Origin of the sequence: Pseudomonas sp. HD6515, assembly GCF_024971855.1 — a bacterium.
In the GTDB taxonomy this organism is placed as follows: domain Bacteria; phylum Pseudomonadota; class Gammaproteobacteria; order Pseudomonadales; family Pseudomonadaceae; genus Aquipseudomonas; species Aquipseudomonas alloputida.
The window spans coordinates 4,259,729-4,284,655 of record NZ_CP079827.1 but is presented as its reverse complement, the minus strand read 5'-3'; the positions used below and the strand labels follow the sequence as shown (position 1 = coordinate 4,284,655).

At 62.2% G+C, this 24,927-nt stretch carries 24 protein-coding genes; 14 read left to right on the top strand and 10 right to left on the bottom strand.

From position 1 onward, the window contains the following. The first annotated feature begins 40 nt into the window (after positions 1 to 40). The 11 genes from KW568_RS19915 (at position 41) to KW568_RS19865 (ending at position 13,092) form a co-directional block, all read left to right on the top strand. Entirely contained in the window at positions 41 to 4,486 is a 4,446-nt protein-coding gene (locus KW568_RS19915) for an NEL-type E3 ubiquitin ligase domain-containing protein (RefSeq protein ID WP_004577170.1), read from the top strand. 122 nt (positions 4,487 to 4,608) lie between these two features. Further along, the gene (locus tag KW568_RS19910; RefSeq protein WP_103518297.1) at positions 4,609 to 6,255 is read left to right on the top strand and encodes an acyl-CoA synthetase; all 1,647 of its coding nucleotides are present in this window, start codon (positions 4,609 to 4,611) and stop codon (positions 6,253 to 6,255) included. A gap of 13 nt (positions 6,256 to 6,268) precedes the next feature. Then, the gene (locus KW568_RS19905; RefSeq protein WP_003250091.1) at positions 6,269 to 7,036 is read left to right on the top strand and encodes an SDR family NAD(P)-dependent oxidoreductase; all 768 of its coding nucleotides are present in this window, start codon (positions 6,269 to 6,271) and stop codon (positions 7,034 to 7,036) included. Between the two features lie 11 nt (positions 7,037 to 7,047). Continuing rightward, on the top strand, positions 7,048 to 8,241 hold the full coding sequence (locus tag KW568_RS19900) for an acetyl-CoA C-acyltransferase (protein ID WP_004577168.1): 1,194 nt from the start codon (positions 7,048 to 7,050) through the stop codon (positions 8,239 to 8,241). A gap of 8 nt (positions 8,242 to 8,249) precedes the next feature. Beyond that, entirely contained in the window at positions 8,250 to 9,377 is a 1,128-nt protein-coding gene (locus KW568_RS19895; protein ID WP_003250094.1) for an acyl-CoA dehydrogenase, read from the top strand. A 13-nt stretch (positions 9,378 to 9,390) separates the two neighbouring features. Continuing rightward, complete coding sequence (locus KW568_RS19890; RefSeq protein WP_004577167.1) at positions 9,391 to 10,164, top strand: enoyl-CoA hydratase; 774 nt, start codon at positions 9,391 to 9,393, stop codon at positions 10,162 to 10,164. Between the two features lie 670 nt (positions 10,165 to 10,834). Next, entirely contained in the window at positions 10,835 to 11,092 is a 258-nt protein-coding gene (locus KW568_RS19885) for a hypothetical protein (protein ID WP_259536616.1), read from the top strand. Between the two features lie 198 nt (positions 11,093 to 11,290). Beyond that, on the top strand, positions 11,291 to 11,695 hold the full coding sequence (locus tag KW568_RS19880; RefSeq protein ID WP_003250099.1) for a TraR/DksA family transcriptional regulator: 405 nt from the start codon (positions 11,291 to 11,293) through the stop codon (positions 11,693 to 11,695). 177 nt (positions 11,696 to 11,872) lie between these two features. Beyond that, complete coding sequence (locus tag KW568_RS19875) at positions 11,873 to 12,067, top strand: hypothetical protein (protein WP_003250100.1); 195 nt, start codon at positions 11,873 to 11,875, stop codon at positions 12,065 to 12,067. Between the two features lie 345 nt (positions 12,068 to 12,412). Then, positions 12,413 to 12,883 (top strand): hypothetical protein, encoded by a 471-nt coding sequence (locus KW568_RS19870; RefSeq protein ID WP_003250101.1) that lies wholly within the window; start codon positions 12,413 to 12,415, stop codon positions 12,881 to 12,883. Further along, the gene (locus tag KW568_RS19865; protein ID WP_003250102.1) at positions 12,880 to 13,092 is read left to right on the top strand and encodes a hypothetical protein; all 213 of its coding nucleotides are present in this window, start codon (positions 12,880 to 12,882) and stop codon (positions 13,090 to 13,092) included. The genes KW568_RS19870 and KW568_RS19865 overlap by 4 nt, the downstream gene beginning before the upstream one ends. Before the next feature lie 12 nt (positions 13,093 to 13,104). Here KW568_RS19865 and KW568_RS19860 read toward each other — a convergent pair whose 3' ends face one another. The 7 genes from KW568_RS19860 to KW568_RS19830 all read right to left on the bottom strand — a co-directional run bounded on the left by KW568_RS19860 (position 13,105) and on the right by KW568_RS19830 (position 20,263). Continuing rightward, positions 13,105 to 13,470, bottom strand: a complete 366-nt coding sequence (locus tag KW568_RS19860) for a Na+/H+ antiporter subunit G (protein ID WP_004577152.1) — start codon at positions 13,468 to 13,470, stop codon at positions 13,105 to 13,107. After that, positions 13,467 to 13,745, bottom strand: coding sequence for a K+/H+ antiporter subunit F (locus tag KW568_RS19855; RefSeq protein WP_003250109.1), 279 nt, complete (start codon positions 13,743 to 13,745; stop codon positions 13,467 to 13,469). The genes KW568_RS19860 and KW568_RS19855 overlap by 4 nt, the downstream gene beginning before the upstream one ends. Then, positions 13,742 to 14,230 carry a Na+/H+ antiporter subunit E gene (locus KW568_RS19850; RefSeq protein WP_003250117.1) on the bottom strand — a complete coding sequence of 163 codons (489 nt, stop codon included), beginning with the start codon at positions 14,228 to 14,230 and terminating at the stop codon, positions 13,742 to 13,744. Before KW568_RS19850 ends, KW568_RS19855 begins: the two co-directional genes overlap by 4 nt. Further along, a complete protein-coding gene (locus tag KW568_RS19845; RefSeq protein WP_004577151.1) occupies positions 14,227 to 15,906 on the bottom strand; it encodes a monovalent cation/H+ antiporter subunit D in 1,680 nt (559 codons plus the stop codon). Before KW568_RS19845 ends, KW568_RS19850 begins: the two co-directional genes overlap by 4 nt. Further along, the gene (locus tag KW568_RS19840; protein ID WP_003250128.1) at positions 15,903 to 16,247 is read right to left on the bottom strand and encodes a Na+/H+ antiporter subunit C; all 345 of its coding nucleotides are present in this window, start codon (positions 16,245 to 16,247) and stop codon (positions 15,903 to 15,905) included. The genes KW568_RS19845 and KW568_RS19840 overlap by 4 nt, the downstream gene beginning before the upstream one ends. Next, positions 16,247 to 19,162, bottom strand: coding sequence for a monovalent cation/H+ antiporter subunit A (locus tag KW568_RS19835; protein WP_003250131.1), 2,916 nt, complete (start codon positions 19,160 to 19,162; stop codon positions 16,247 to 16,249). The genes KW568_RS19840 and KW568_RS19835 overlap by 1 nt, the downstream gene beginning before the upstream one ends. Positions 19,163 to 19,312: 150 nt before the next feature. Continuing rightward, complete coding sequence (locus KW568_RS19830; RefSeq protein ID WP_003250133.1) at positions 19,313 to 20,263, bottom strand: DMT family transporter; 951 nt, start codon at positions 20,261 to 20,263, stop codon at positions 19,313 to 19,315. Positions 20,264 to 20,347: 84 nt separating this feature from the next. Here KW568_RS19830 and KW568_RS19825 point away from each other — a divergent pair, with 84 nt between their 5' ends. Further along, complete coding sequence (locus tag KW568_RS19825) at positions 20,348 to 20,911, top strand: helix-turn-helix domain-containing protein (protein ID WP_003250134.1); 564 nt, start codon at positions 20,348 to 20,350, stop codon at positions 20,909 to 20,911. A gap of 48 nt (positions 20,912 to 20,959) precedes the next feature. On the opposite strand, the gene KW568_RS19820 is transcribed toward KW568_RS19825, so the two are convergent. Next, complete coding sequence (locus KW568_RS19820) at positions 20,960 to 21,508, bottom strand: cysteine hydrolase family protein (protein WP_003250137.1); 549 nt, start codon at positions 21,506 to 21,508, stop codon at positions 20,960 to 20,962. A gap of 82 nt (positions 21,509 to 21,590) precedes the next feature. Between KW568_RS19820 and KW568_RS19815 the strand changes: the two genes are divergently transcribed. Beyond that, positions 21,591 to 22,583 (top strand): GlxA family transcriptional regulator, encoded by a 993-nt coding sequence (locus KW568_RS19815; protein ID WP_004577150.1) that lies wholly within the window; start codon positions 21,591 to 21,593, stop codon positions 22,581 to 22,583. Between the two features lie 81 nt (positions 22,584 to 22,664). Continuing rightward, complete coding sequence (locus KW568_RS19810; RefSeq protein WP_003250140.1) at positions 22,665 to 23,045, top strand: antibiotic biosynthesis monooxygenase; 381 nt, start codon at positions 22,665 to 22,667, stop codon at positions 23,043 to 23,045. Here the strand turns inward: KW568_RS19810 and KW568_RS19805 are convergent. Both KW568_RS19805 and KW568_RS19800 read right to left on the bottom strand, forming a co-directional pair. Then, complete coding sequence (locus KW568_RS19805; RefSeq protein ID WP_003250144.1) at positions 23,024 to 23,794, bottom strand: S9 family peptidase; 771 nt, start codon at positions 23,792 to 23,794, stop codon at positions 23,024 to 23,026. The two genes, KW568_RS19810 and KW568_RS19805, sit on opposite strands and share 22 nt — an antisense overlap. Next, positions 23,778 to 24,896, bottom strand: a complete 1,119-nt coding sequence (locus KW568_RS19800) for a DUF3182 family protein (RefSeq protein ID WP_004577149.1) — start codon at positions 24,894 to 24,896, stop codon at positions 23,778 to 23,780. The genes KW568_RS19805 and KW568_RS19800 overlap by 17 nt, the downstream gene beginning before the upstream one ends. Between the last annotated feature and the right edge of the window lie 31 nt (positions 24,897 to 24,927).

Genomic DNA, 24,927 nt, shown 5'->3' with positions numbered 1-24,927 from the left:
ACAACATGGTTGGCTTCGTCAAATAGCGGGGGAACCCACCATGATTATCAACACGACGGGCCATGACCCATTCATCGGTGCCCGATTACCTGAGTGGCTCAAACGCGCGTCACGGGGCCAGATCAACACCCTGCGCACCAGCCTGAACGCGCACCACGCCAGCCAGGCTCGCTTGAGTGGCCTGACGCTTGAGTTACTGCCGCTCCAGCAGTTTGCCGAGAAGCACCTGGCGGCTTTGCTGGATGCACCGTTGCCGGACGGGCAGGTATTTGCCCGGCTCGAATGGCTGCGGGTAGCGCCGCGCTTCGGCACACTGCCAGGTACCTTGCAACAGACATACGGGTACAGCCAGACGCGTGAAAACGGGTTACTGCGGCTGATGCGCAACTTTGCTGCGAATACCCGCTACTACGAAGGCACGGGGCTGGTTTTGCCAGGCAGCGATAAACCATTGAATGCATCGCTGGAAGCATTGATTACGGCCTGTCGCAATCTGGACGTTGGTCAGTGCTATCAGGACACGTTGCAAAGGATCTTCCCGCCAGCTACCCAGGCGGTGCTGGCTGAAGACAAACGTTCGGGGCTGAAGCTGGCGACCGAGCTTGCGGCTTTGCAGGGAAACATAAGCGTCGATGTGCAGCTTGCACTGCGCGAGCTGGTGGACCACGGTCAGGGGCAGCGACAACAAGGGCTTGAAGGCAAACCCATGCTGCTGAGGGCACTAGGGAAACCTGTGGTCGATGGCTTGCTGATCCACCTGCAAGACAAGGCGGGAAATGAACGGGGCATCGTACTTTACCTGCCTGGTGATCCCCGGCAGGCATTGCGGTTCTTCGATAATGCCGCCTCCATGAACAGTACCGTGGCGATGTTGTTGCCAGATCCCGGTTACTGGCAGTACTTCACACAGCTCATCAGCCTTGAGCACCGTGCAGGTTTTGTCAGTACCCTCGGCAAGCGCTTGAAAGACAAGCTGCCGGACCTGGAGCTTGAGGGTGAAACTCCTGAAGGAGGGATCTTCACGCAACTGGCGACTCGGCAAGTGCAACGGGCCAAGGAAGATGCCCGGTTGCTGCTGGTACCGACTGCCGACGCTGATAGCCTGGCGGTAAGCGCCAGACACGCTGAGTGGAAAGCGGCAGGTCTGGACCTGGTAAACCTCGCCGGCTTGTTCATCCCGGCTGTGGGCGGCGTGCTGCTGGGTCAGGTGGTTGCCCAGACGTGCGCTGAAGTGTTCGAAGGGACACGGGATTGGTCGAGAGGGCACCAACACGAAGCGCTGCAGCATCTGCTGGGGGTTGCCGAAACCTTGGCGGCTACCGCTGCGACGGTGGCGGGTGTCAGTTTTGTGCGCAGTGCGTTTGTCGCGGGCCTGGAGCCGGTAAGCCTTGGGAATGGGCGCGGTCGCCTGTGGCAGTTCAACGCCAGGAATTATCGATCACTGCCGGGCGCTATCGACCTGTTTGAAGAGGGACGCTATGGCGAGGTGGGCCGCCGCTGGGTCCGTATCGATGGGCGCAACTTCGAAGTGCATCAGCCTATCGCCGATGGCCCCTATCGCCTGCGCCATGTAGCGAGTGAGGGCGGCTACGGGCCGGTCGTGTTGCACAATGGTGAGCGTGGCTGGCAGCTGATGCGTGAGCAACCACTCAGCTGGCAGGCGCCTGCTCGCATGCTGGATGCATTATGGCCACAGCATTCCCCTGTCGACGCACATCAGGCCGAGCAGATCATGCGGGTGGCAGGTATCGATGCAGATTTGTTGCGCGGCGTTCTCGTGGAGAATCGCTCGGCGCCGGTGAGCCTTGGCCAAACCTTGCGCGCCTTCCAGGCGCATGCACGCATTCAAACGTTTTTCGAGCGTGTTCGACTGAAGGCGTTGGTGCCATCGGACAGTGAACTGCTGGCCTGGTGTGAAGCAAGGCCAGACGTGGGCGCCGGACTGGAGCAGATCCGGGGGCATGAGGCCGGGTTGCGGCCGCAATTGTTTGCCCACCTGACAGAGCAGTCACTTGCAGCAGACCCGCTGAGCATGTTGGTAAAGCGGGACTTTCCGGGTTTGCCTTCGGCCTACATAAATGAAGTAACCGGCCAAGCGCATGAGCTTGAGCACCAAATGGCGCGGGTCGAGCGGCGGCTGCCATTGCCGTGCGCGAACAACGCCCGTTCGCTCTTGCGTCTGGCTCGCCTGAGCCGGGGGCTGGCGGGATTGTATCTGAGCACAGCGTACAGTGACGTCACCGGCGAGCTGGCCCTTGCGTTACTGGATAGCTTCGGACTTGAACAAGTTGACCTCGACTTGCGTGACTCCGGGCTGGATGGGCGGTCTATCAGGCGCCTCGGTAGCGGCGGGCAAACCGAGGCAAAAAGAACAGTGGTCCGGCACGAAGGCAGGTTTCTGATCTACGACGGGTCAGGTGTGCCACACGTGCTTATCGCTGACGAGCCTGGATGTATCTTCGAGGCGCTTTTCATTGCACTAACGTCGGAGCAGCGGGCAGCGATGCAACTGGTGGGCAGTGCGGCGGCGAGCCAACTGCGTGAGAAGCTTCTGGCGCGGTTACCCGCTTCCCATTGGGATATCGCGCGCATGCTCGGCTGGCCAGAGGAGCAGGCCTGGCTCAATCCAGGGCGTCGCATGGACGATGGGCGCGTGGGATACCCGCTCAGTGGCCGCCCTGGCGCTGCACCCAGAGATGAGCGGGCGATCATTCGTGACCAGCTACGGTCGCTTTATCCTGGCCTGGACGAGGCCGCGCTCGATGTGGAGCTGGCGCGTGTGCAACAAGGCCCGCAGCCAGTCTTCGAGCGCCTAGTAGAACTGCAGGAAGCACATGACCAACTGGTGCTGTACCTGAATCGCTGGGTCGGTGCCGAGTTGCAGGAGGGTCGACGCGCCGCCCGCAGGTTGACGGCCGATAGCATCCTGCGAGCCTGGCGACTGCAGGGCGAGCCTGTTTCGGCCGGCGAGGGGCAAACACAAGGGCAGCGCTTGTCGATGAGCGGTTTGAGTTTGCGCACACTGCCGGCACTGCCGCCGAACATCGATTTCCATCGCATTACCCTGCTGAGCGTGAACGACACCCGGATTACTGACATACCGGTCGACTTCCTTCGCCCCTTCACTGCCCTGACGCACCTTAACCTCAACAACAACGCGTTGATGCGTCTACCAACAGGCATTGCCCATTTACCGAATCTTCAATCGCTTCGGTTAGCGCATAACGAGATACGCCTCGATGCCCAGGCGATCGGCGTTTTGCATGGTTTGTCCAACCTTGCGCATCTTGATCTCAGCCATAACCGGCTGGAAGCGCTGGACATGAGCTTTCATCAACTTTCTCGGCTGACAAGCCTGAACCTGCGTCATTGTCGCCTGGGCAGTTGGCCGCGTCGCCTGGAGCTCTGTGGTCTACTCGAGTGTGCTGACCTGCGTAACAATCAACTCCGCGAAGTGCCCACCGAGATCCAGCTGATGCCTTATGCATTTCGACGCGCCATTCTGATAGAAAACAACCCCTTGTCGGTCATGCAGCAAAGAGGGTTGTATGCACTCGATGTGATCGAAGAGCACCGGCACTCCCCTGAGCAGTTGGGTTCAGTTGACCTGGTCAGGGCCCGTACGCGTTGGGTAGGCCATACGGATGCGACGGTTCAGGCCGAGCGGGAGGGCGTGTGGCTGCGGTTGCTGGAGCAAGCGGGTAGCAGCGGGTTGTTCAGGTTGTTGGCTCGCCTGGAGATGACAGCGGACTACAGCGAAGCGGGTGAAGGGCGTGATGCGCTGGTTGACGGCGTATGGACACTGCTGGCTACGCTGGACGGCGACCCGGTGCTGTGCCGGCGGATCTTTGAGCAGGCCGGCCTGCCACTGTCATGTTCGGACGCCGTTGCCAGTCACTTCAGTGCACTGCAAGTATCGGTGAGGCAGGCGCAGGCAGAAGCCGCCGCAGCCAACCCTGAAAGCAGGGGAGAGTTGCTCGAACTGGGTAGGCAACTGTTCCGGCTGGATCAACTGGAAGGGATTGCCTACCAGGATGGCCGGCAGCGTCTGGCTGCCAGTGAACATATTGACCAGTTGGCATTGGGGCTGGCTTACAGGGTGCAACTTCGTAGCCGGTTGCAGCTGCCCAACCAGCCATATGCCATGCGCTATCCCGAAGCTGTCGCGCTGACACAGGCCCAGATAGAGGATGCGTTCCTGCGGGTTACGCGCGCGCAGATCATCGAGGGCCTGACCGATAGCCTGAGCCAGCGCGCGTTCTGGCGACGTTACCTGCGCCAGCAACATGACCAAATGTTCGATGCCCTCAGTGCGGACTACACGCGGCGCACGCTTGAGCTGCAGGCTCAACGTCCTGTCTTGGCGCCGGCGGCCTTCGAGCAGCAACTACACCGGCTGCAGGCACAGCAGGATCTCGACATCGAGCGCCTGGTCGCAGGGCTCACCCAGTCCTACCTGCGTGCAGCCGAGCGCGCAGAGGGGTGATGGGCGGCGGCCAAACCAGTCATCCAGATTGACAGCTTTGGCCATTGCCGCCGCGCATGAGCGGCGCGAACATCGTCGGACCGATGCTTCAACTCCAAAAACAAGAAACCAGGAGTCCGATGATGCGCGATTACGCCGAGGCCGCTCGCACGTTTGACCATGACCAGGCCGTTGTGGCGGCATTGCACGGCAACCTTGAAGCCCTTAATGCCTGTGTCGAATGCTGTGACCGCCATGCCGGTGACGGCAAGCTGGCACTGATTCATGAAGACCGCGATGGTAACAGCGCGCGCTATAGCTTCGATCAGCTTCAGGTGCAGGCTGCCCGGTTCGCCAATGTGCTAAAGGCGCAGGGGGTAGGCGCAGGCGACCGGGTTGCCGGCTTGATGCCGCGCACCCCCGAACTGTTGGTGACCATCCTCGCTACCTGGCGCCTCGGGGCGGTTTACCAGCCCTTGTTCACCGCGTTCGGCCCCAAGGCCATCGAGCACCGGCTTGAGCAATCCCATGCCCGAGTGATAGTCACCGATAGCCACAACCGCGCCAAGCTGGACGAAGTGCACGTCTGCCCGACCATCATCACTGTCAAGGCCCGCAGTGGTGAGCTGGACTTCCAGCAATGCCTGGAGCGCGCAGCGGACGTATGTGAGCCGGTGATGCGCTCAGGCAACGATCCATTCCTGCTGATGTTCACTTCTGGAACCACTGGCCCGGCAAAACCCCTGGAAGTGCCACTGCGTGCGATCGTCGCGTTTCAGGGCTACATGCGTGATGCCATCGAGCTGCTGCCCGAGGACAACTTCTGGAACCTGGCCGACCCGGGTTGGGCGTACGGCTTGTATTACGCCGTTACCGGCCCATTGTCGCTGGGGCATGCCACCACGTTCTACGATGGCCCGTTCAGTGTCGAGAGCTGCGCCCGGGTGATCGACAAGCTGGGCATCACCAACCTGGCCGGCTCGCCCACCGCGTATCGCTTGCTGATTGCGGCGGGCAAAGATTTCTCGGCACCGATCAAGGGTCGTCTGCGGGTGGTCAGCAGTGCCGGCGAACCGCTTAACCCCGAGGTGATCCGCTGGTTCGCCGACGAGCTGGGCGTGACCATTCACGATCACTACGGGCAGACCGAACTGGGCATGGTGCTGTGCAATCACCATGGTCTGCAGCACCCGGTGCACCTGGGCTCTGCCGGCTATGCCATCCCCGGTCACCGCATCGTGGTGCTGGACGAGCAGGGCAACGAGCGGCCAGCCGGCCAGCCAGGCATCCTCGCCGTTGACCGCGAGCAGTCGCCGCTGTGCTGGTTCGGCGGTTACCACGGCCTGCCGACCAAAGCCTTCATCGGCAAGTACTACCTCAGCGGCGACACTGTCGAGCTGAACCCGGATGGCAGCATCAGCTTCGTTGGCCGTAGCGACGACGTGATCACCACCTCCGGTTACCGGGTGGGGCCGTTCGATGTGGAAAGCGCGTTGATCGAGCACCCGGCGGTGATCGAGGCCGCGGTGATCGGCAAGCCCGACCCGGAGCGCACCGAGCTGATCAAGGCGTTCGTGGTATTGGCCAGCGGCTACGCCGGCAGCGTCGAGCTGGAAGAAACCTTGCGCCAGCACGTGCGCCAGCGCCTCTACGCGCATGCCTACCCCAGGGAAATCGAATTCGTCAGCGAGCTGCCCAAGACCCCGAGCGGCAAGCTGCAACGCTTCATCCTGCGCAACCAGGAAGTCGCCAAACAACAAGCGCAACAGGCCACCCCTGTCAGCGTCTGAAAGGAAAGTACTCATGCACATCGCCAATAAACATTTCATCGTCAGCGGCGCCGCTTCAGGGCTGGGTGCCGCGACTGCACAGATGCTGGTCGAGGCTGGCGCCAAGGTCATGCTGGTCGACCTCAATGCCCAGGCTGTCGAAGCCAAGGCCCGCGAGCTGGGCGACAACGCCCGTTTCGCCGTGGCTGATATCAGTGACGAGCAAGCGGCCCAGTCGGCTGTCGATGCAGCTGTCAGCGCCTTTGGCAGCTTGCATGGGTTGGTCAATTGTGCGGGCATCGTCGGTGCCGAGAAGGTGCTGGGCAAGCAGGGCCCGCATGGCCTGGCCAGCTTCGCCAAGGTCATCAACGTCAACCTGATCGGCAGCTTCAACCTGTTGCGTCTGGCGGCGGCGGCCATGGCCGAAGGGGCTGCCGATGAGAGCGGCGAGCGAGGGGTCATCATCAACACGGCCTCCATTGCCGCCTATGACGGCCAGATTGGCCAAGCCGCCTACGCTGCCTCCAAGGGTGCCATTGCCAGCCTGACCTTGCCGGCTGCGCGCGAACTGGCACGCTTCGGCATCCGCGTGATGACCATCGCGCCGGGCATCTTTGAAACCCCTATGATGGCCGGCATGAGCGATGAGGTACGTGCTTCACTGGCTGCCGGCGTACCGTTCCCGCCCCGCTTGGGCCGCCCGCAGGAATACGCCGCGCTGGCCCGCCACATCATCGAGAACAGCATGCTCAACGGTGAGGTCATCCGCCTCGACGGTGCGCTGCGCATGGCTGCCAAGTAAGGAGAGCGAACATGACCCTCGCCAATGACCCCATCGTTATCGTCAGCGCCGTGCGCACGCCCATGGGCGGGTTGCAGGGCGACCTCAAGAGCCTGACTGCGCCGCAACTGGGCAGCGCCGCCATTCGTGGTGCCGTGGAACGTGCCGGCATCGGTGCCGCCTGTGTCGAGCAGGTACTGTTCGGCTGCGTGCTGCCGGCCGGCCAGGGCCAGGCGCCGGCACGCCAGGCCGCGTTAGGCGCCGGGCTGGACAAGCACACCACCTGCACCACCCTGAACAAGATGTGCGGCTCGGGTATGCAAGCCGCGATCATGGCCCATGACCTGCTGCTGGCCGGCACCGCAGACGTGGTAGTGGCGGGTGGCATGGAAAGCATGACCAACGCGCCGTACCTGCTGGACAAAGCCCGTGGCGGCTACCGCATGGGCCACGGCAAGATCATCGACCACATGTTCATGGACGGCCTCGAAGACGCCTACGACAAAGGCCGCCTGATGGGCACCTTTGCCGAGGACTGCGCCCAGGCCAATTCTTTCAGTCGCGAGGCCCAGGACCAGTTCGCCATCGCCTCGCTGACCCGAGCGCAGGAAGCCATCAGCAGCGGCCGTTTTGCCGCCGAGATCGTGCCGGTGGAAGTCACCGAGGGCAAGGAAAAGCGCGTCATCAAGGATGACGAGCAGCCGCCCAAGGCACGCCTGGACAAGATAGCGCAGCTCAAACCGGCGTTTCGTGAAGGCGGCACCGTGACGGCGGCCAACGCCAGTTCGATTTCCGACGGCGCTGCGGCGCTGGTGCTGATGCGCCGCTCCGAGGCCGACAAACGTGGCCTCAAGCCATTGGCCGTCATCCACGGCCACGCCGCCTTTGCCGACACCCCGGCGCTGTTCCCGACCGCCCCGATCGGCGCGATCGACAAACTGATGAAACGCACCGGCTGGAACCTGGCCGAAGTCGACCTGTTCGAGATCAACGAGGCCTTCGCTGTGGTCACCCTGGCGGCCATGAAACACCTCGACCTGCCACACGACAAGGTCAATATCCACGGCGGCGCCTGCGCCCTCGGTCACCCGATCGGCGCTTCTGGCGCACGTATTCTGGTCACCCTGTTGTCGGCCTTGCGCCAGAACAATCTGCGACGGGGTGTGGCGGCCATCTGCATCGGCGGTGGCGAGGCCACGGCCATGGCTGTTGAATGCCTGTACTGAGGTGAACCATGCTGGTAAATGACGAGCAACAACAGATCGCCGACGCGGTACGTGCTTTCGCCCAGGAACGCCTGAAGCCGTTTGCCGAGCAATGGGACAAGGACCATCGCTTTCCGAAAGAGGCCATCGACGAAATGGCCGAACTGGGCCTGTTCGGCATGCTGGTGCCCGAGCAGTGGGGTGGCAGCGACACGGGTTATGTGGCCTATGCCATGGCGCTGGAGGAAATCGCTGCGGGTGATGGCGCCTGCTCGACCATCATGAGCGTGCACAACTCGGTGGGTTGCGTGCCGATTCTGCGCTTCGGCAACGAGCAGCAGAAACAGCAATTCCTCACCCCGCTGGCGACAGGTGCGATGCTCGGTGCTTTCGCCCTGACCGAGCCGCAGGCTGGCTCTGATGCCAGCAGCCTGAAGACCCGTGCACGCCTGGAGGGCGACCATTACGTGCTCAATGGCAGCAAGCAGTTCATTACCTCGGGGCAGAACGCCGGCGTCGTGATCGTGTTTGCAGTCACCGACCCGGAGGCCGGCAAGCGTGGCATCAGCGCCTTCATCGTGCCGACCGATTCGCCGGGCTACCAGGTAGCGCGGGTCGAGGACAAACTCGGCCAGCACGCCTCCGACACCTGCCAGATCGTTTTCGACAATGTGCACGTGCCAGTGGCCAACCGGCTGGGTGCGGAGGGTGAAGGCTACAAGATCGCCCTGGCCAATCTTGAAGGCGGCCGTATCGGCATCGCCTCGCAAGCGGTGGGTATGGCCCGCGCGGCGTTCGAAGTGGCGCGCGACTATGCCAACGAGCGCCAAAGCTTTGGCAAACCGCTGATCGAGCACCAGGCCGTGGCGTTCCGCCTGGCTGACATGGCAACGAAAGTTTCCGTTGCCCGGCAGATGGTATTGCACGCCGCTGCCCTTCGTGATGCGGGGCGTCCGGCGCTGGTGGAAGCGTCGATGGCCAAGCTGTTTGCCTCGGAAATGGCCGAAAAGGTCTGTTCGGATGCCTTGCAGACCCTGGGCGGTTATGGCTATCTGAGTGACTTCCCGCTGGAGCGGATCTACCGCGACGTTCGGGTTTGCCAGATCTACGAAGGCACCAGCGACATTCAGCGCATGGTCATTGCGCGCAATCTTTGAAGGAGCAGACTGCATGGCATTCGAAACCATCCTGTTGGACATCCACGGCAAGGTTGGCCTGATCACCCTCAACCGCCCGCAGGCGCTCAATGCGCTGAACGCGCAGATTGTCGGTGAGATCAACCAGGCCTTGGACCAGCTTGAGCGCGACCCGAACATCGGCTGCGTGGTGCTGACAGGCTCGGCCAAAGCCTTTGCCGCTGGCGCCGACATCAAGGAAATGGCTGAGCTACAATACCCGCAGATCTACGTCGACGACCTGTTCAGCGACGCCGACCGCATTGCCAATCGCCGTAAGCCGATCATTGCTGCCGTGTCTGGATTTGCCCTGGGCGGCGGCTGTGAGTTGGCGATGATGTGCGACTTTATCCTCGCGGCGGACAATGCCAAATTTGGTCAACCGGAAATCAACCTGGGCGTGCTGCCGGGCATGGGCGGTACCCAGCGCCTGACGCGTGCGGTGGGCAAGGCGAAGGCCATGGAGCTTTGCCTGACCGGCCGCCTGATGGGGGCGGAAGAAGCCGAGCGTGCAGGCCTGGTGGCGCGGATCGTGCCGCAGGCAGAGCTGGTGGAGGAGGCGCTTAAGGTGGCGGCGACCATTGCCAGCAAGTCGATTCCGGTGGGCATGATGGTCAAGGAGAGCGTCAACCGAGCATTTGAAGTCACCCTCAGCGAGGGGGTTCGCTTTGAGCGTCGGGTCTTCCATGCGGCGTTCTCCACCGAAGACCAGAAAGAAGGCATGGCCGCATTCATCGCCAAGCGTGAGGCACAGTTCAAGGACCGTTGATCAGACTCGGTTCGTTGCCGTTGCCGTTGCCGTTGCCGTTGCCGTTGCCGTTGCCGTTGCCGTTGCCGTTGCCGTTGCTGTGGCTTTTGCTTCTAAGTGCGCGATAGTTCAGGCGACGCAGATTGCGACTTCAGGAGGCCGAGCGTAGGGCTTGCGAAGGGAGGTGACGGGCATGGATGCCCGTCAAGCGCTGAGGCCCCATGGATGGGGCCTGCAGCGCGTACTCCCGGGAGCAAGACCGTAGCGAGGGAACCCCGGAGCGTAGCGCAGGGGCCGGATGATAGGAGCCAGCGTTTTTTGGTTACTTTTTGTCGCGTTTGACAAAAAGTGACCCGCCGTAAGGGCGGAAAGGTGACTATGCGCCACCTGCGTGAATGAATACCTACTCGATGTGAATGCCCACATCCAAGAAGCAAGAAGCAAGAAGCAAGAAGCAAATTCGTCTGTTTTGACTCAGCGAACAGTCCATTCGCGATGGCGACACCGACTCACCTTTTCGCCCTTACGGCGAGTCACTTTTTGTCAAACGCGACAAAAAGTAACCAAAAAACGCTGCGCTCCCATCATCCGGCCCCTGCGCTGCGCTCCGGGGTCCCCTCACTCCGGCCTTGCTCCCGGCAGGACCGCGCCGAAGGCCCCATCCTGGGGCCTCAGCGCTTGACGGGCATCCATGCCCGTCACCTGCCTCCGCAAGGCCTGCGTTCGGCCTCCTGAAGTCGCGAAGATCAAAATCAAGATCAAGATCAAGATCAAGATCAAGATCAAGATCAAGATCAAGATCAAGATCAAGATCAAGATCAAGATCAAGATCAAGATCAAGATCAACGGCAACAGCAACAGCAACAGCAACAGCAACAGCAACAGCAACAGCAACAGCAGGCGGATGGGCACTGCCAGAATCTCAGTTTACTGCTGGCCCAGCAGCTGAGCTGGGGTGCCGACCGGCGGATTGTGAGCAGTGGAAGCAAATTCGCACCCATTTGCAGTTGCTCCACGCGGCGTGGCGCCTTAGACTGCCGCCCCCTGTAAAAGAGTGCCGGTTGGCGCTTGAAGAATTCCGCTGGCGATGCATAGGCATCGACGGCACATGAATCGCCCAAATGCACATTTTTTCATAGAGAAATCGATGACCAAGGAACAGTTGCTGGCCATGTCGGCCGATGACTACATGAACGCCGACCAGCTTGCCTTCTTTACTGAGCTGCTGCAGGCGATGAAAGTCGAAACCCATGAACGCATCGAACTCAGCCGCACCACCATCGAAGGCCTGGACACCCCGTCAGACCCCGCCGACGTGGCTTCGGTCGAAGAAGAACGTAGCTGGCTGGTAAATGCCATCGACCGCGACCAGCGCCTGCTGCCACAGCTGGAAATGGCCCTGGACCGTATTGCCGACGAAAGCTTCGGCTGGTGCGATGACAGTGGTGAGCCTATCGGCCTGAAGCGCTTGCTGATCAGCCCGACCACCAAGTACTGCATCGAAGCCCAGGAGCGCCACGAGCAGCTCGACCGCCACCAGCGTCAGGTATAAACCCGCGCGTGGTGCAAGCCCCTCGAAGCAATTCCTGGGGCTTTTTGCGTTTCTCGTCGATACCGTTTTTGTTACGCCTTACGAAACACTGATGTACCGGGATGCGCTGTTTCCGCGTCACTGTCGGGCGTATCATGGCTTTATCGTTAGGGTGCTAATTAAATTCCGGAGGGAATGATGAATAGCCGAGTCGATGTGGCTGTGATGATAGGGTCGGGTGTGCCGGCCACCTTGCAGGCGCTGGGCAAGCGCATTTGCTGGGTCGTGCTGGTCAATGGCGAGCGGCGCGGCACCGCCTTCGCCACGCGCGAAGAAGCGCTTGAGTGTCAGGCTGCCTGGCAACTGCAACTGAAGAAAGGGCTGGCTGCCTGAAAATGTTTATTGCCTCTCGACGGGTTTCGGTGTTTTCGGGCATATTTGTCCTACAGTAATGCGCACATGGATGCCAGGGCTTGTCTTCTTGCAGGCTCACGCCATTGGTTGCGATTTCTGGCAAGTGATTTCAGGCATCACGCTTCCCAAGCCGGGAATGAGCCAAACGCCTTCGGTTGAGGGCGAGTCTGGCAAACCAGAGTAAAGATTCCTGCACGCTGCATCGTCAGCGAGCACAGACATTTCGCATATCGCTTTATTACTCTTTTTGCCTATCGATAAGAAATGGCCGTGCCTCCCCGAGCTTGGGTGAGGGCGGGTTGTAACCGGTTGAGGATTACTTCATTGGCAGTCAGCACACTTGATACGCATGCGTTGTTCGCCCTGGGCGACTTGCGCGGTAAATTGGCCCAACTGTTTCAGGGCCGCTTCATCTATGTCACCGAGCAGAGTCCTGAAGGCCTGTACATGGCCGAAATCGACACCGAGAGTGCACTGGTGGTCGATGACAAGCAGCGCCTTGAACTGAAAGTCGGCGACCACTTTCGTGCTGCCGTATTGCCCAGCCGCGAAGGTGGCAAGCTGGAAATGCGCTTTCGCGAAATCAAGTTGAATGTGTATGGCGTGGGCGACTACGCCTTCGTTTCTGTGCCGGAAGGCGAGGGCATCGTGTTTCGTGAAGGCCATGGCGTGATGCTGGTATTCGCCGCGCAGCAGCAAGTGCAGGAAGGCCTGGGCAAGTTGCTTAAAGCAGTGACTGGCAAGGTCGCCAAATGGCGCAAGGGTGAACTGACCACCTTCAAGGCCAGTGAATGACCGACAGTGACGACGCACCAGCCTCGCGGGCCGAGTTTCATCGGCAGCACCAGGCAGATGCCGTGGCTGAGGCAGAACGTTTGCTGGCCGGACGTGAAAAGCTGCAAGGCGCCTGGTTGACTTGGGTGGCGGCTGAGCTCTATCGCCTCAGCCCGCCGCCATATGCCGCCATGGTCCGGCGCGAGTTGCAGCGCCTCAGCCAAGGTTGAGACGGCAAACCTTCAATTGCCACGGTCTCGGCCGCTGCTGATCTCTTCAGGCACCGGCTCTTTGGACATGCGTTTGCGAAACAGCGCCGCCCGCGCCAGCAACAGCGTGGTAATCGGCACGGTGATCGACAGCAGGATCGGAATCAGCCACGCGTGTAGCACAGGGGTGCCCTTGAGCCACGAAAAGTAGATGATCGAGGCCAGTGCAACGCACCAGGCACCAAGGGTCGAGGCCAGCGCTGGCGGGTGCATGCGCTGGAAGTAGTCTTTCAGGCGTACCAGGCCTATAGCACCGACCAAGGCGAACAGGCTGCCGGTAAGCAGTAGCGCGGCGGTGACCAGCTCCAGCCAGAATGGCAGTACTAGGGCTTCAGTCATTCGATCACCTCACCGCGCAGCAGAAACTTGGCCAAGGCAAACGAGCCGACAAAACCAAACAGTGCAATCAGCAGGGCCCCTTCGAAGTAGGTGTCACTGGCATAACGGATACCCAGCACCAACATGGTGAGCATGGCCAGGATGTACAGGTAGTCCAAGGCCAGCACGCGGTCTTGGGCGGACGGGCCACGGAACAGCCGGATCAGCGCCAGGCCCATGGCCAGGGCGAAGATGAACAGGCTGGCGAGGACGGCATTGGCGAGCAGGCCTGTCATTGGAAAATCTCCATAAGCGGGCGTTCGTAAGTGTCCTTGAAGTGCTGTATGAAGGCCGCTTCATCGTCCAGCTCAAACACATGCAGCAACAGCACACTGCGGTCCAGTGCCAGTTCGGACCAGACGGTGCCAGGCACCACCGTGGTGATCATCGACAGCGCTGCCAGGCCGTGGGGGTCACGCAATGCCAGTGGTATGTGAACGAACGCAGAGCGTGGCGGCTGCTTGCCGGCCCGCAGCACACCACGGGCTACCAGCAGGTTGGAGGCGATCACATCGATGCCGACCCGGACGATCAGGCGGGCGATGACCAGGGGGCGCCGTACGTGTGCATGCTGCGGGCGCAGGGGCGCCATCAACAGTGGCGCCAGTATGCCAAGTGCGGCGCCCAGCAGCAGGTTGCCAGGGCTGACCGAGAGGTTCAGCAGCAGCCACAGGCCGAACAGCGAGACCGATAGCAGTGGGGCGGGGAACAGTCGGTTCATGGCTGCACCTGTACGTCGCGCGAGGTGGGGCCAGGAATCGGCCGGGCGGCCATCACGGCGTCGATATAGGCATCGGGGGCCTGCAGGCTGGCGGCAGTGTCCTGGGTGTAGCGCAGCAACGGCTCGGCCTTGAAGCTGAGGATGAGGCACAGGCCGAGCAAGATGACAATGGGCAGGCATTCATAGCGCCGCAGCACCGGGGACGGGCGCTCTTCGGGCTTCCAGAAACGCTGGATGCCGACGCGGCCGAAGGCGATCAGCGAGGCCATGCCGGACAGGATCAGCAACGCCACCAGGCCCCAGCCGGCGGCACTCAGGGGCTGCTCGACCGGTACGCCGAGGCCCAGTGGATTGAACAGCGCACTGATCAGGTTGAGCTTGCCGACAAAGCCCGACAGCGGCGGCATGCCGATGATCAGTAGTGCACAGGCGATGAAGCTGAGGCCGAGGAAGGCCATGGTCCACGGGATGATCTGGCCGATTACCACCTGCTGTTCATCGTCGAGGTTGATGCCCTTGGGCGGGTGCAGCGATTCCAGTGGCGGCGGCATGGCGTCTTCTTCGTCGTCCAGCGGCGCTTCATTGGCCGAGCGCGAGCGTTCGACCAGTTCGGCGAGCAGGAACAGTGCGCACAGCGCAAGGGTCGAGTTGACCAGATAGAACAGCGCCGCGCCGGTCAGAGCCGCCTGGGCAAAACCCACCGCACCCAGCAGCGTGCCGGCCGAGACCAGGATACTGAGTGCCGCCATACGCTCCAGGCGCTGTGCCGCCAGGATTGATACCGCTGCCACCGCCAGGGTAACCAGGCCGCCGTAAACCAGCCATTCGCCGCCGAAATGCGCCGAGGCCCCGGCCTGCCCGGAGAACAGTAATGTCCACAGGCGCAGCACGGCGTACAGGCCGACTTTGGTCATGATGGCGAACAGTGCAGCCACCGGCGCGCTGGCAGACGCGTAAGCTGGCACCAGCCAGAAGTTCAGCGGCCAGATACCGGCCTTGACCAGGAAGGCCATGGCCAGGATTGCCGCGCCGGCATGCAGCAGGCCACGGTCGGCCTCCGGTACCAGTGGAATCTTCAGCGCCAGGTCCGCCATGTTCAGGGTACCGGTCACGCCATACAGCATCGCTGCGCCGATCAGGAACAGCGACGAGGCGAACAGGTTGATAGCGATGTAGTGCAGGCCGGCGCGCACCCGCGCACGCCCCGAACCATGCAGCAGCAGGCCATAGGAGGCGGCCAGCAGCACTTCGAAGAAGACGAACAGGTTGAACAGGTCGGCGGTGAGGAAGGCGCCGTACAGCCCCATCAGCTGGATCTGGAACAGCGCATGGAAGCTGGCCCCTGCACCGTCCCAGCGGGCACGGGCAAATAGCAGCGCGCTGAAACCGATGACCCCGGTCAGGGTCAGCAAGAGCGCGGACAGGTGGTCCACCACCAGCACGATGCCGAATGGCGCCGGCCAGTTGCCCGGCAGGTACACGCCGATCGACGCTGCCTGGCCCTGGGTGCGCACCCACAGCAGCAGACAGACCGCGATCACCAGGCCGGAGAAGGTGGACAGCAGGTTCAGCCTGGCTTTGATGTGCCTGTGCTTTTCACCCAGCAGCAACATCATCGCCGCCGTGATCAGCGGCAGCAGGATGGGGGCGACAATCAGTTGACTGATATCACTCATTCGTCACGCTCCCGGCCATCCACGTGGTCGGTACCGGTCAGCCCTCGCGAGGCCAGCAGCACTACCAGGAACAGCGCGGTCATGGCGAAACTGATGACGATGGCGGTGAGCACCAGTGCCTGTGGCAGCGGGTCGGTGTAATGCAACAGGTCCTGGGTAACGCCATCCTTGATGATTGGCTCCTTGCCGATGAACAGGCTGCCCATGCTGAAGATGAACAGGTTGACCCCGTAAGAAAGCAGGCACAGGCCCATGATCACCTGGTAGGTACGCGGGCGCAGGATCAGCCACACTCCGGAGGCAGCCAGCACGCCGATGGCGACTGCAATCACTTCTTCCATCAGGCGGCTCCTGCTTGGCTGGTTTTTGCCGGGTTGCCCGGGCGGTAGGCGCGCACCGACTGGTGCGCCAGGGCTGTGAGGATCAGCAGGGTCGAGCCGACCACGACGGTGAATACGCCAATATCGAAGAACAGCGCGCTGGCCACGTGCACATCACCCAGCAATGGCAGGTGCAAGTGGGCGGTATGGGTGGTGAGGAACGGGTAACCCAGCAGCATGGCGCCGACCCCGGTCAGGGTCGCGCACAGCAGCCCGGTACCCATCCAGCGCAGCGGCCGCAGGCTCATCTGCGCTTCGACCCACTGGGTGCCGGCCACCATGTACTGGAGGATGAACGCCACCGACATGACCAAGCCAGCGACAAAGCCGCCACCGGGCTGGTTGTGCCCGCGCATGAACAGGTACATCGACACCAGCAAGGCGATCGGCAGCAGCAGGCGCACCAGAGCTGCCGGCACCATCATGAAGCCCAGCGCGGTATCGGTGGCATGCCGCGGGTTGATCAGGTCGGTGACTACGTCCGGCGCCAATTGGCGTTGTTGCGCCGGCAGTTGCATGCTCTCTTTTGGAGGACGGAAGCGCCGTAGCAGGGCGAACACCGTCAGTGCCACAGCCACCAACACGGTGATTTCACCGAGGGTATCGAAGCCGCGGAAGTCGACCAGCATGACATTGACCACATTGGTGCCGCCGCCCTGAGGCAACGCACGGCTCAGATAGAACGAGGAAATGTCGTTGGGCGTGGGCCGGGTCAGCATGGCGTACGACAGCACGGCCATGCCGCCACCCACCAGCACGGCCAGCAGCAAGTCGCGCAGGCGGCGCATGCGCGCGCGCTCCAGGCTACCCGGCAGCGGTGACACGCCTTCGATACGCCGTGGCAGCCAGCGCAGGCCGAGCAGGATCAGCACGGTGGTGACCACTTCCACCACCAACTGGGTCAGTGCCAGGTCGGGCGCAGAGAACCAGACGAAGGTGATGCAGGTCATCAGGCCGCAGACGCTGACCATGATCAGTGCCGCCAGGCGGTGGTACTTGGCCTGATAGGCGGCGCCGATGGCGCAGGCAATGGCGATCAGCCACAGGGCGACGAATACCCCGGAACCCGGAATCTTCGGGCGATCACCCCAGCTCAGGCCGCTATGGAGCATCGGCGTGAGGCCCGCGAGGAACGCGGCGAATACCAGCATGAACAGCTGCGACTGCAGCCGCCGGGTGGTGAACAGGCGTTCGATGCGACGCGCCAGCAACATCAGATGAACCTGGCCGTGCTCGAACAACCGCTTGCCATTGAAGCGCTCGATCACGGGCGGGTAGGGGAAGCGACCCAGGCGCAGTTGTTTGCGCAGCAGCAGGTACAGAACGATGCCGCCGCTCATGGCGACCAGGCTCATGATCATTGGCGCGTTCCAGCCATGCCAGATGGCCAGGCTGTATTCTGGCAGGGTGCCGCCAACCACCGGCAGGGCCGCAGCGGCCAACAGGGGGCCGACCGACTGGGTGGGGAAGATGCCCACGACCAGGCACGTGAGCACCAGCAGCTCCACCGGAGCACGCATCCAGCGTGGCGGCTCGTGCGGGGTATGGGGCAGGTCCTGGGCCGTCGGCCCGAAGAACACATCGACGGTAAAACGCAGGGCGTACGCCACGCTGAAGGTGCCGGCCAGGGTGGCGATCACCGGCAGCGTGGCCTCGACCCAGGCGGTGGAACTGATGAATACCGTTTCGGCAAAGAACATTTCCTTCGACAGGAAGCCGTTCATCAGCGGCACGCCGGCCATCGAGGCGCTGGCGACCATGGCCAGGGTCGCGGTGTAGGGCACCAGGCGGATCAGGCCGCTGAGGCGGCGAATGTCGCGGGTGCCGCTCTCGTGGTCGATGATGCCGGCGGCCATGAACAGCGAGGCCTTGAAGGTGGCATGGTTGAGAATGTGGAATACCGCGGCGACGGCAGCCAGCGGGCTGTTAAGGCCCAGCAGCAGGGTAATCAGGCCCAGGTGGCTGATGGTCGAATAGGCCAGCAGGCCCTTGAGGTCATTTTGGAACATGGCGGCGAAAGCGCCAAGCAGCAGGGTGAGGGCGCCGGCACCGCCGACGATCCAGAACCACTCCTCGCTACCGGAGAGTACCGGCCACAGGCGTGCCAGCAGAAACACCCCGGCCTTGACCATGGTGGCCGAGTGCAAATAGGCCGACACCGGTGTGGGCGCTGCCATGGCGTGGGGCAGCCAGAACTGGAAGGGAAACTGTGCGCTCTTGGTCAGGGCGCCGATGAGTATCAGGGGCAGCAGCACCGGGTAAAGCGCATGCTGGCGGATGGTATGCCCGGCAGCCAGGACCTTGTCCAGGTCATAGCTGCCGACCACATGGCCGAGCAGCAGGGCCCCTACCAACAGGCACAAGCCGCCTGCACCGGTTACCATCAGCGCCATGTAGGCGCCGCGACGGGCGTCGGCGCGGTGGTGCCAGTAGCCGATCAGCAGGAAGGAGAACAGGCTGGTCAGTTCCCAGAAGAACACCAGTTGGATCAGGTTGCCGGAGATGACCAGGCCGAGCATGGCGCCCATGAATGCCAGGAAGAACGCGAAGAAGCGTGGGACCGGGTCTTGCGGTGACATGTAGTAGCGCGCATACAGCGATACCAGCGTGCCAATGCCCAGTACCAGCAACGAGAACAGCCAGGCAAAGCCGTCCATGCGCAACACCAGGTTCAGCCCCAGGCTGGGTAGCCACAGGAACTCTTCGCGAATGACGCCACCATGGGCAATCTGAGGGTACAGAAGTGCTACCTGGACGGTGCCGACCAGGGCTACGAGCCCGGCAAGAATGGACTCGGCGTTACGTGCGTTGTGCGGCAGCACAGCTGCCAGGCAACTGCCCACGAACGGCAGAAGCAATAGCACTATCAAGGACATAGCGGCCTATTCTGGAGAAGTTTGCAAAGAATCATACGTGCCGAGGTGTTTATCACCAACACGCAAGCTGTCGCAGAATCCTACAAACCGGCTGTGACAAGCGGTTTTTTTATAACAGTTTTTTACAAAGAATAGCCGCTGTTGACTGTTTTACAGCCCCGCCTGGCCTTCGCCAGGGTTCTGTACATCGCGTGTTTCGACGGTTTCGCGAGGGCGCCGCACCTTGAGTTCACTGACCACCACGGCAACCACGATCAGCAGGCCGCCGAGTAGCGCCACGCCAGGCAGGCGCTCGCCAGCCAGACGCCCGACGATGCCGGCCCACACCGGTTCACCGGCATAGATGAGTGTGGCGCGGGTAGGCGAGACCGACTTCTGTGCCCAGTTCATTGCCACTTGGATCACCGCACTCATTGCGCCCAGGCCCACTGCGCTGGCAAGCAACAGCCAGGAGAAGTCGGGGAGGCGCTCCTGGGTCGGCACGATCATGAGAAACGCCAGCAGCGATGCGGTCGCAAGTTGTACCACCGTAACCCGGCGCACATCGACCTGACCGGCGTAGCGGCTGATCAGAATGATTTCACCGGCGATGGCCACGGCGCTGATCAGGGTGACCAGTTCGCCCTCGCTGAAACGCAGGCTGCCGCCTTCCGGCCCGGCCAGCAGCATCAGGCCGATGAATGCCAGGCAGATACCCATGCTGGGCATCAGGCCAGGCCGCCGCCCCAGCACCAGCCACTGCAGCAGCGGCACGAACGGGACGTACAGCGCAGTGATGAACGCTGACTGGCTGCTGCTGATGGTTTGCAGGCCCATGGTCTGCAGGCCATAGCCGAGCATGATCGACACGCCGATCAGCATGCCGGCCTTCAGTTCGGTGAAGGTCAGGCCGGGCAGCGCTCGCGCCGAGACCACACCAACGAACAGCGCGGCTGCCGCAAAACGCAGGCCGACGAAGAACATCGGGCCGCTGACGGTCATTACGTTATGCACCAACAGGAAAGTGCCGCCCCACAACATGGTGATGAATACCAGCACCAGTTCGGCCTTGCTCAGGCGGAAGGTGACGGCAGGGGTAGGCTTGCTGCTGGGCTGATTCATGGTCTTGCACACTCGGAAAGGGCGGCGCACAATCGCCGCAAAAGTGGGCAGTATACTGCGCAATCTTGACCAGTGAGCAATATAGTGCACAAGGATTCTTCGCACCGGGCATCGGTGCTGCAACATGTCAGCCTCAATGTGCGCAGTCTGCGCAACGCCGCCGGCTTGAGTCAGGCGGCGCTGGCCGAGCGTTCAGGGGTCAGCCGGCGCATGCTGGTCGCGATCGAGGCGGGCGAGAAGAATGTCAGCCTGACCACATTGGACCTGATTGCCGAAGCCTTGGGCGTGGCTTTCAGTACCCTGATCCAGGCGCCAGACCTGCGCGACCCCGGGCGCATTGAAGAGCTGGCGTGGGCTGGCGAACACCCGCAGAGCCGAGCGGTGTTGCTGGGCACCAGCCCGGCAAGGCGCGAGGTGGAACTTTGGGAATGGACCCTGGCACCGGGGGAGTGCTATCACAGTGAGGCCGATGCCGAAGGCTGGAGCGAGCAGATTTATGTGATCGATGGGCAGCTGACGCTGATCATCGAAGAGGTCGAGCATCGCTTGCAGGTGGGGCAGTTCCATGTGTTCCCCAGTAACTGCCGGTATGCCTACCGTAACGATGGCGTGGTGGCTGTTCGGTTTGTGCGCAATGTGGCGATTTGAGCCTGCAGGCTTTGGGGCTGCTGTGCAGCCCCAAAGGTCTCAAGCCGATCAGCTTTTCAGCAGCTCGTCGGTCTTCACCACATTGGCATAGGCAAACGCCAGCGCCGCCATCGCCGAATCATGCACATGAGCCGCCGGCACCTGCTTGCCGTCGAACGCCAGTGGCAGGGTCGCGCAGGCATCGTGCGCCACAGTCACTTGATAGCCCAGATCGGCTGCAGCCCGGGTGGCGGCGTCAATGCACATGTGGCTCATGCTGCCGACGATGGTCAGCGCCTCGACGCCATGCCGGTCCAGCGTGTGCTCAAGATCGGTACCGAGGAAGGCATTGACCTTGTGCTTGAGCACCACCGGCTCGCTCGGCAATGGCTCGACCTTGGCGTGGATGGCCGCACCCTGCGAGCCGGGGGCAAAGAAGGGTGCATCGGCAGTGTCGAACTCATGCCGCACATGGACCACCAGGTCGCCGCGCTGGCGTGCGGCTGCCAGCAGGCGGGCGGCGTTGTCGGCCGCCTGGTCGGCGCCATCGAGGGGCCACTTGCCGCCCGGGAAGTAGTCGTTCTGGATGTCGATGATGATCAGTGCCTGCTTGCTCATGCTGCCTCCTGTGGCAGTAGTCGTCGAGAGACGTTAGTTATAGGCTGTGTTCACTCACCTGAGGATTGGCGCGAACGACACTATGCGGGCAAAAACTGACACCGGCGCTAACCTGGATATCGGCTTGCTGCTATACCCCGGCGTGCAGCGCGCCGCTGTGCATGGCCTGGCCGACCTGTTCCTGGTGGCCAACCGGGTTGCGGCCGAACTGGGGGCCGTCGAGCTGCCGCACATTCGCGTCAGTTGCTGGCAGGCAGATGAGACGGGGCAGTTGTTGCCTGCGTCGGATAACTCAGCTGTCACCGTACCAGGCCTGCGGGTCCTGATCATTCCGCCAAGCCTGGAGTCAGCTCCGCAAGCCGAGTTGCTCGAACGTCATCGCGCGCCGCTGTGCCTGCTGCACGGGCGTGGTACGGTGCTGGCGTCGGTATGCATCGGTGTATTTTTCATTGCCGCCAGCGGTTTGCTCGACGGGCGCCCGGCCTGCACGCACTGGAATTATGTGCATGCGCTTGCCCAGCGCTTCCCCAGGGTGCGGGTAGAGGCTCAGCAGCCGTTGCTGGATGACGGCGACATCGTGACCTCGGCAGGGTTGATGGCCTGGACGGACCTCGGCTTGCGCCTGCTGGAGCGCTTTTTGGGGACGACGGTGGCTCAGGAGACCGCCCGCTATCTGGCCGTCGATCCGGTCGCGGCGCCGCTGCCCGGCGCTGTGTTCAACCCGCGCCTGGATCACGGCGACGAGGCCGTGTTGAAGGTGCAGCACTGGTTGCAGGGCAATGGCGGGCAGGATGCTGACCTGGCCACGATGGCGGCCTGCGCGGGGCTGGAGGCGCGCACTTTCTTGCGGCGCTTTCGTGCCGCTACCGGGCTGCGCCCGACCGAGTATTGCCAGCAGGTGAGGGTGGGGCGTGCATGCCGCTTGCTGGAGTTTACCCGGCGCAACGTCGAACAGATCGCGTGGGGTGTCGGCTATCAGGATCCGGGCGCGTTTCGCAAGGTATTCCAGCGTGTCACTGGCCTTACCCCGAGTGAATATCGGCGGCGGTTTGCGGTATCCGGCGAGGCTCTATAGAAACCACTTGACCTTGACTTTGCTTGAGGTTTTACCCTGCTCGGCATCGCGCTGCATGCGTACGTAGCCAGGAGACTGTCGATGTTGGCATCACCTCATGCCTTGTGGTTTACCCAGATGATCGAATACGAAGTGCCCAGTATGTGCCAGCAAGCGTTGGCTCAGGCCCTGGTGGCCCGTAGTGAAGCGTTGGCTGCGCGTTGCGAAGGGCTGCAGGGTGTGAGCATCCAGGCCAGCGACGATGGCAGCCGGGTGTTGCAGTACTTGCAATGGCAGTCACGCCAGGCCTGGGCGGCGGCGGCCGTGCACTTCATCGAGGAATCCTTTCTTGACCTGCTGGGCCAGCATCAGGCACGCGGCGTCAACTTCGCCGCCTACCAGGCCTTGCGCAGCCTGGTGCGCGGCGACGATGGCGTCCTGCATTGCCAGGTGGGCGGTCCTCAGGCATACCATGGTGCGTAGTGCGGGTAGCGATCCAGGCGGGCACCTATGACCATTTCGCTGATCCATGCCGCCAGGAGCGAGCTGTACGCTTTCTGGCTCTCTTCGCTGGACAGTGCGTGGTCGGCGCCGTCGACGATGCGATGGGTGAGCGAGTGGGCGTTGACGAACGCCGAGCGGTAGTTCATCAAGGTACTGTGCGGCACGTAGTCATCCTGCTCTGACTCCACCAGCAGCACATCCCCGCCGAATTCGGCACACGCGGCCAGCGCGCGGTTGTCGGCCGGGCCCAGGTGGCGTTGGCGATAGGCATTCAGGCGTTGACGGTCAAGGGTTTGCTTCGGGGTGCCCCATTCGTCATCCCAGTACAGGGCAGGTACCCGCAGGGCCAGCCATCTGACCGGCCGTTGGCGGGTCAGCAGAGTCGCCAGGTAACCGCCATAGCTGCTGCCGATAATGGCGATGGCGCTGCTGTCGACAGCCGGGTGGCTGACCAGTCGATCGTAAGCCACCAGCAAGTCCTGCAGGTTTTGTTCACGGGTGACCGTGAGGCGTTGGCTTTCGGTCTTTTCGTGACCGCGCAGGTCGAAGGTCATGCACACGCATCCCAATCCGGTGATATGCCGGGCGCGGGCCAGGTCACGTTGCTGGCTGCCGCCCCAGCCGTGTACGAAGAGAATCCCCGGCATTTTGGTGCCCGGACTGACCAAGGTGCCGGCGATGCGGTCATTCTCGACCTGCAGTTCAACGGTTTCACTCTGAATGGCCATGTTCGCGAATCCGCGCAAATTTACTGAGTTGTCCGAGTTCACTGTCGTTTCCTTGGTAAAAGAGGGTGGCGTCAGTGGGCAGGTCGGGGTTGCCGAATACTTCGTGGGTGGAGGCACGTACCCGTTGCAATGCAGGGTCATCGGCAAACGCCTGCAGGGCCAACAGTTCGGCACTGCTGGCACCACCCAAGCGCCAGGATTGTTCGAGCACCCCGCTGCACAGGTGGCCCGAAGGGCTGATGCCGCGGGCGATGTCGTAGTTGCGACGTGAGGCGACAAAGCCCGGGAAGTGCTGCTCGGCGGCTTGTTCGTAAACCATGGCCTGGTTGATGGCAAGGCGCAGGTGGTCTTCCAGTGGGAGCTGTAGCAACGCCTGATAGTCGCCACGTACCACCACCAGGTCAGAACCGCCGTAGACCTCGGTACCCTGATGGTCACGTGTCAGTTGCTGGGTACCGTAGTAGCTGCAGGTCAAGCCGGCGACGCGCACCTGACCGACACTGAAGGTTTGCACCTCGCTCAGGTCTTCTTCGAGCACCAGGCCCCACAGCGCCAACGTTTGGTCATCCATGCCGGCCAGCAGAGGCTCAAGGGCGTCTGCCGTGGTGATGACCTGTTGACCGCGTCCTGCGCAAGCCAGTACCGGTTTGACCCTCAGCGGGCCGTCGAGCAGCAGCAACTGTGCGGCAGTGCGAGCGTCGGTTTTGCTGAACACGGTGTAGCCGCGCAGCAGGGCATCGCTGGCCTGTCGGGCGAAGTCGTCGGTCCAGCCCGGCGGGAAGCTGGCCTCGGCGGGTAACGGGTGAGAGATCGCCTTGGTTGCCATGTAGGGGTGCGGCACCATGCCGCCAAACAGGTCCTGTTCGCTGCAAATACCCAAGGCGGCATATCGCCTGGGGTCGATCAGGGTCTCGGTTGGCAGATAATAGTAGGCATCGGCGGCATCTGGCTGCTGCGTGGGCTGTATAGGTGAGCAGCCCAGCAAACGTGCCAGGCCTTCGACAAGCTTTAGATGAACGCCGTGCTCGTGTTCGGGCGTGTGGTCGCGGGTGTCAAGCAACACCACGCCGGCTTTCGGTTCGATGGCACTGGGCATGGTCATTTGCCTGTGTGCAATGAGTGTACTGTGTGTG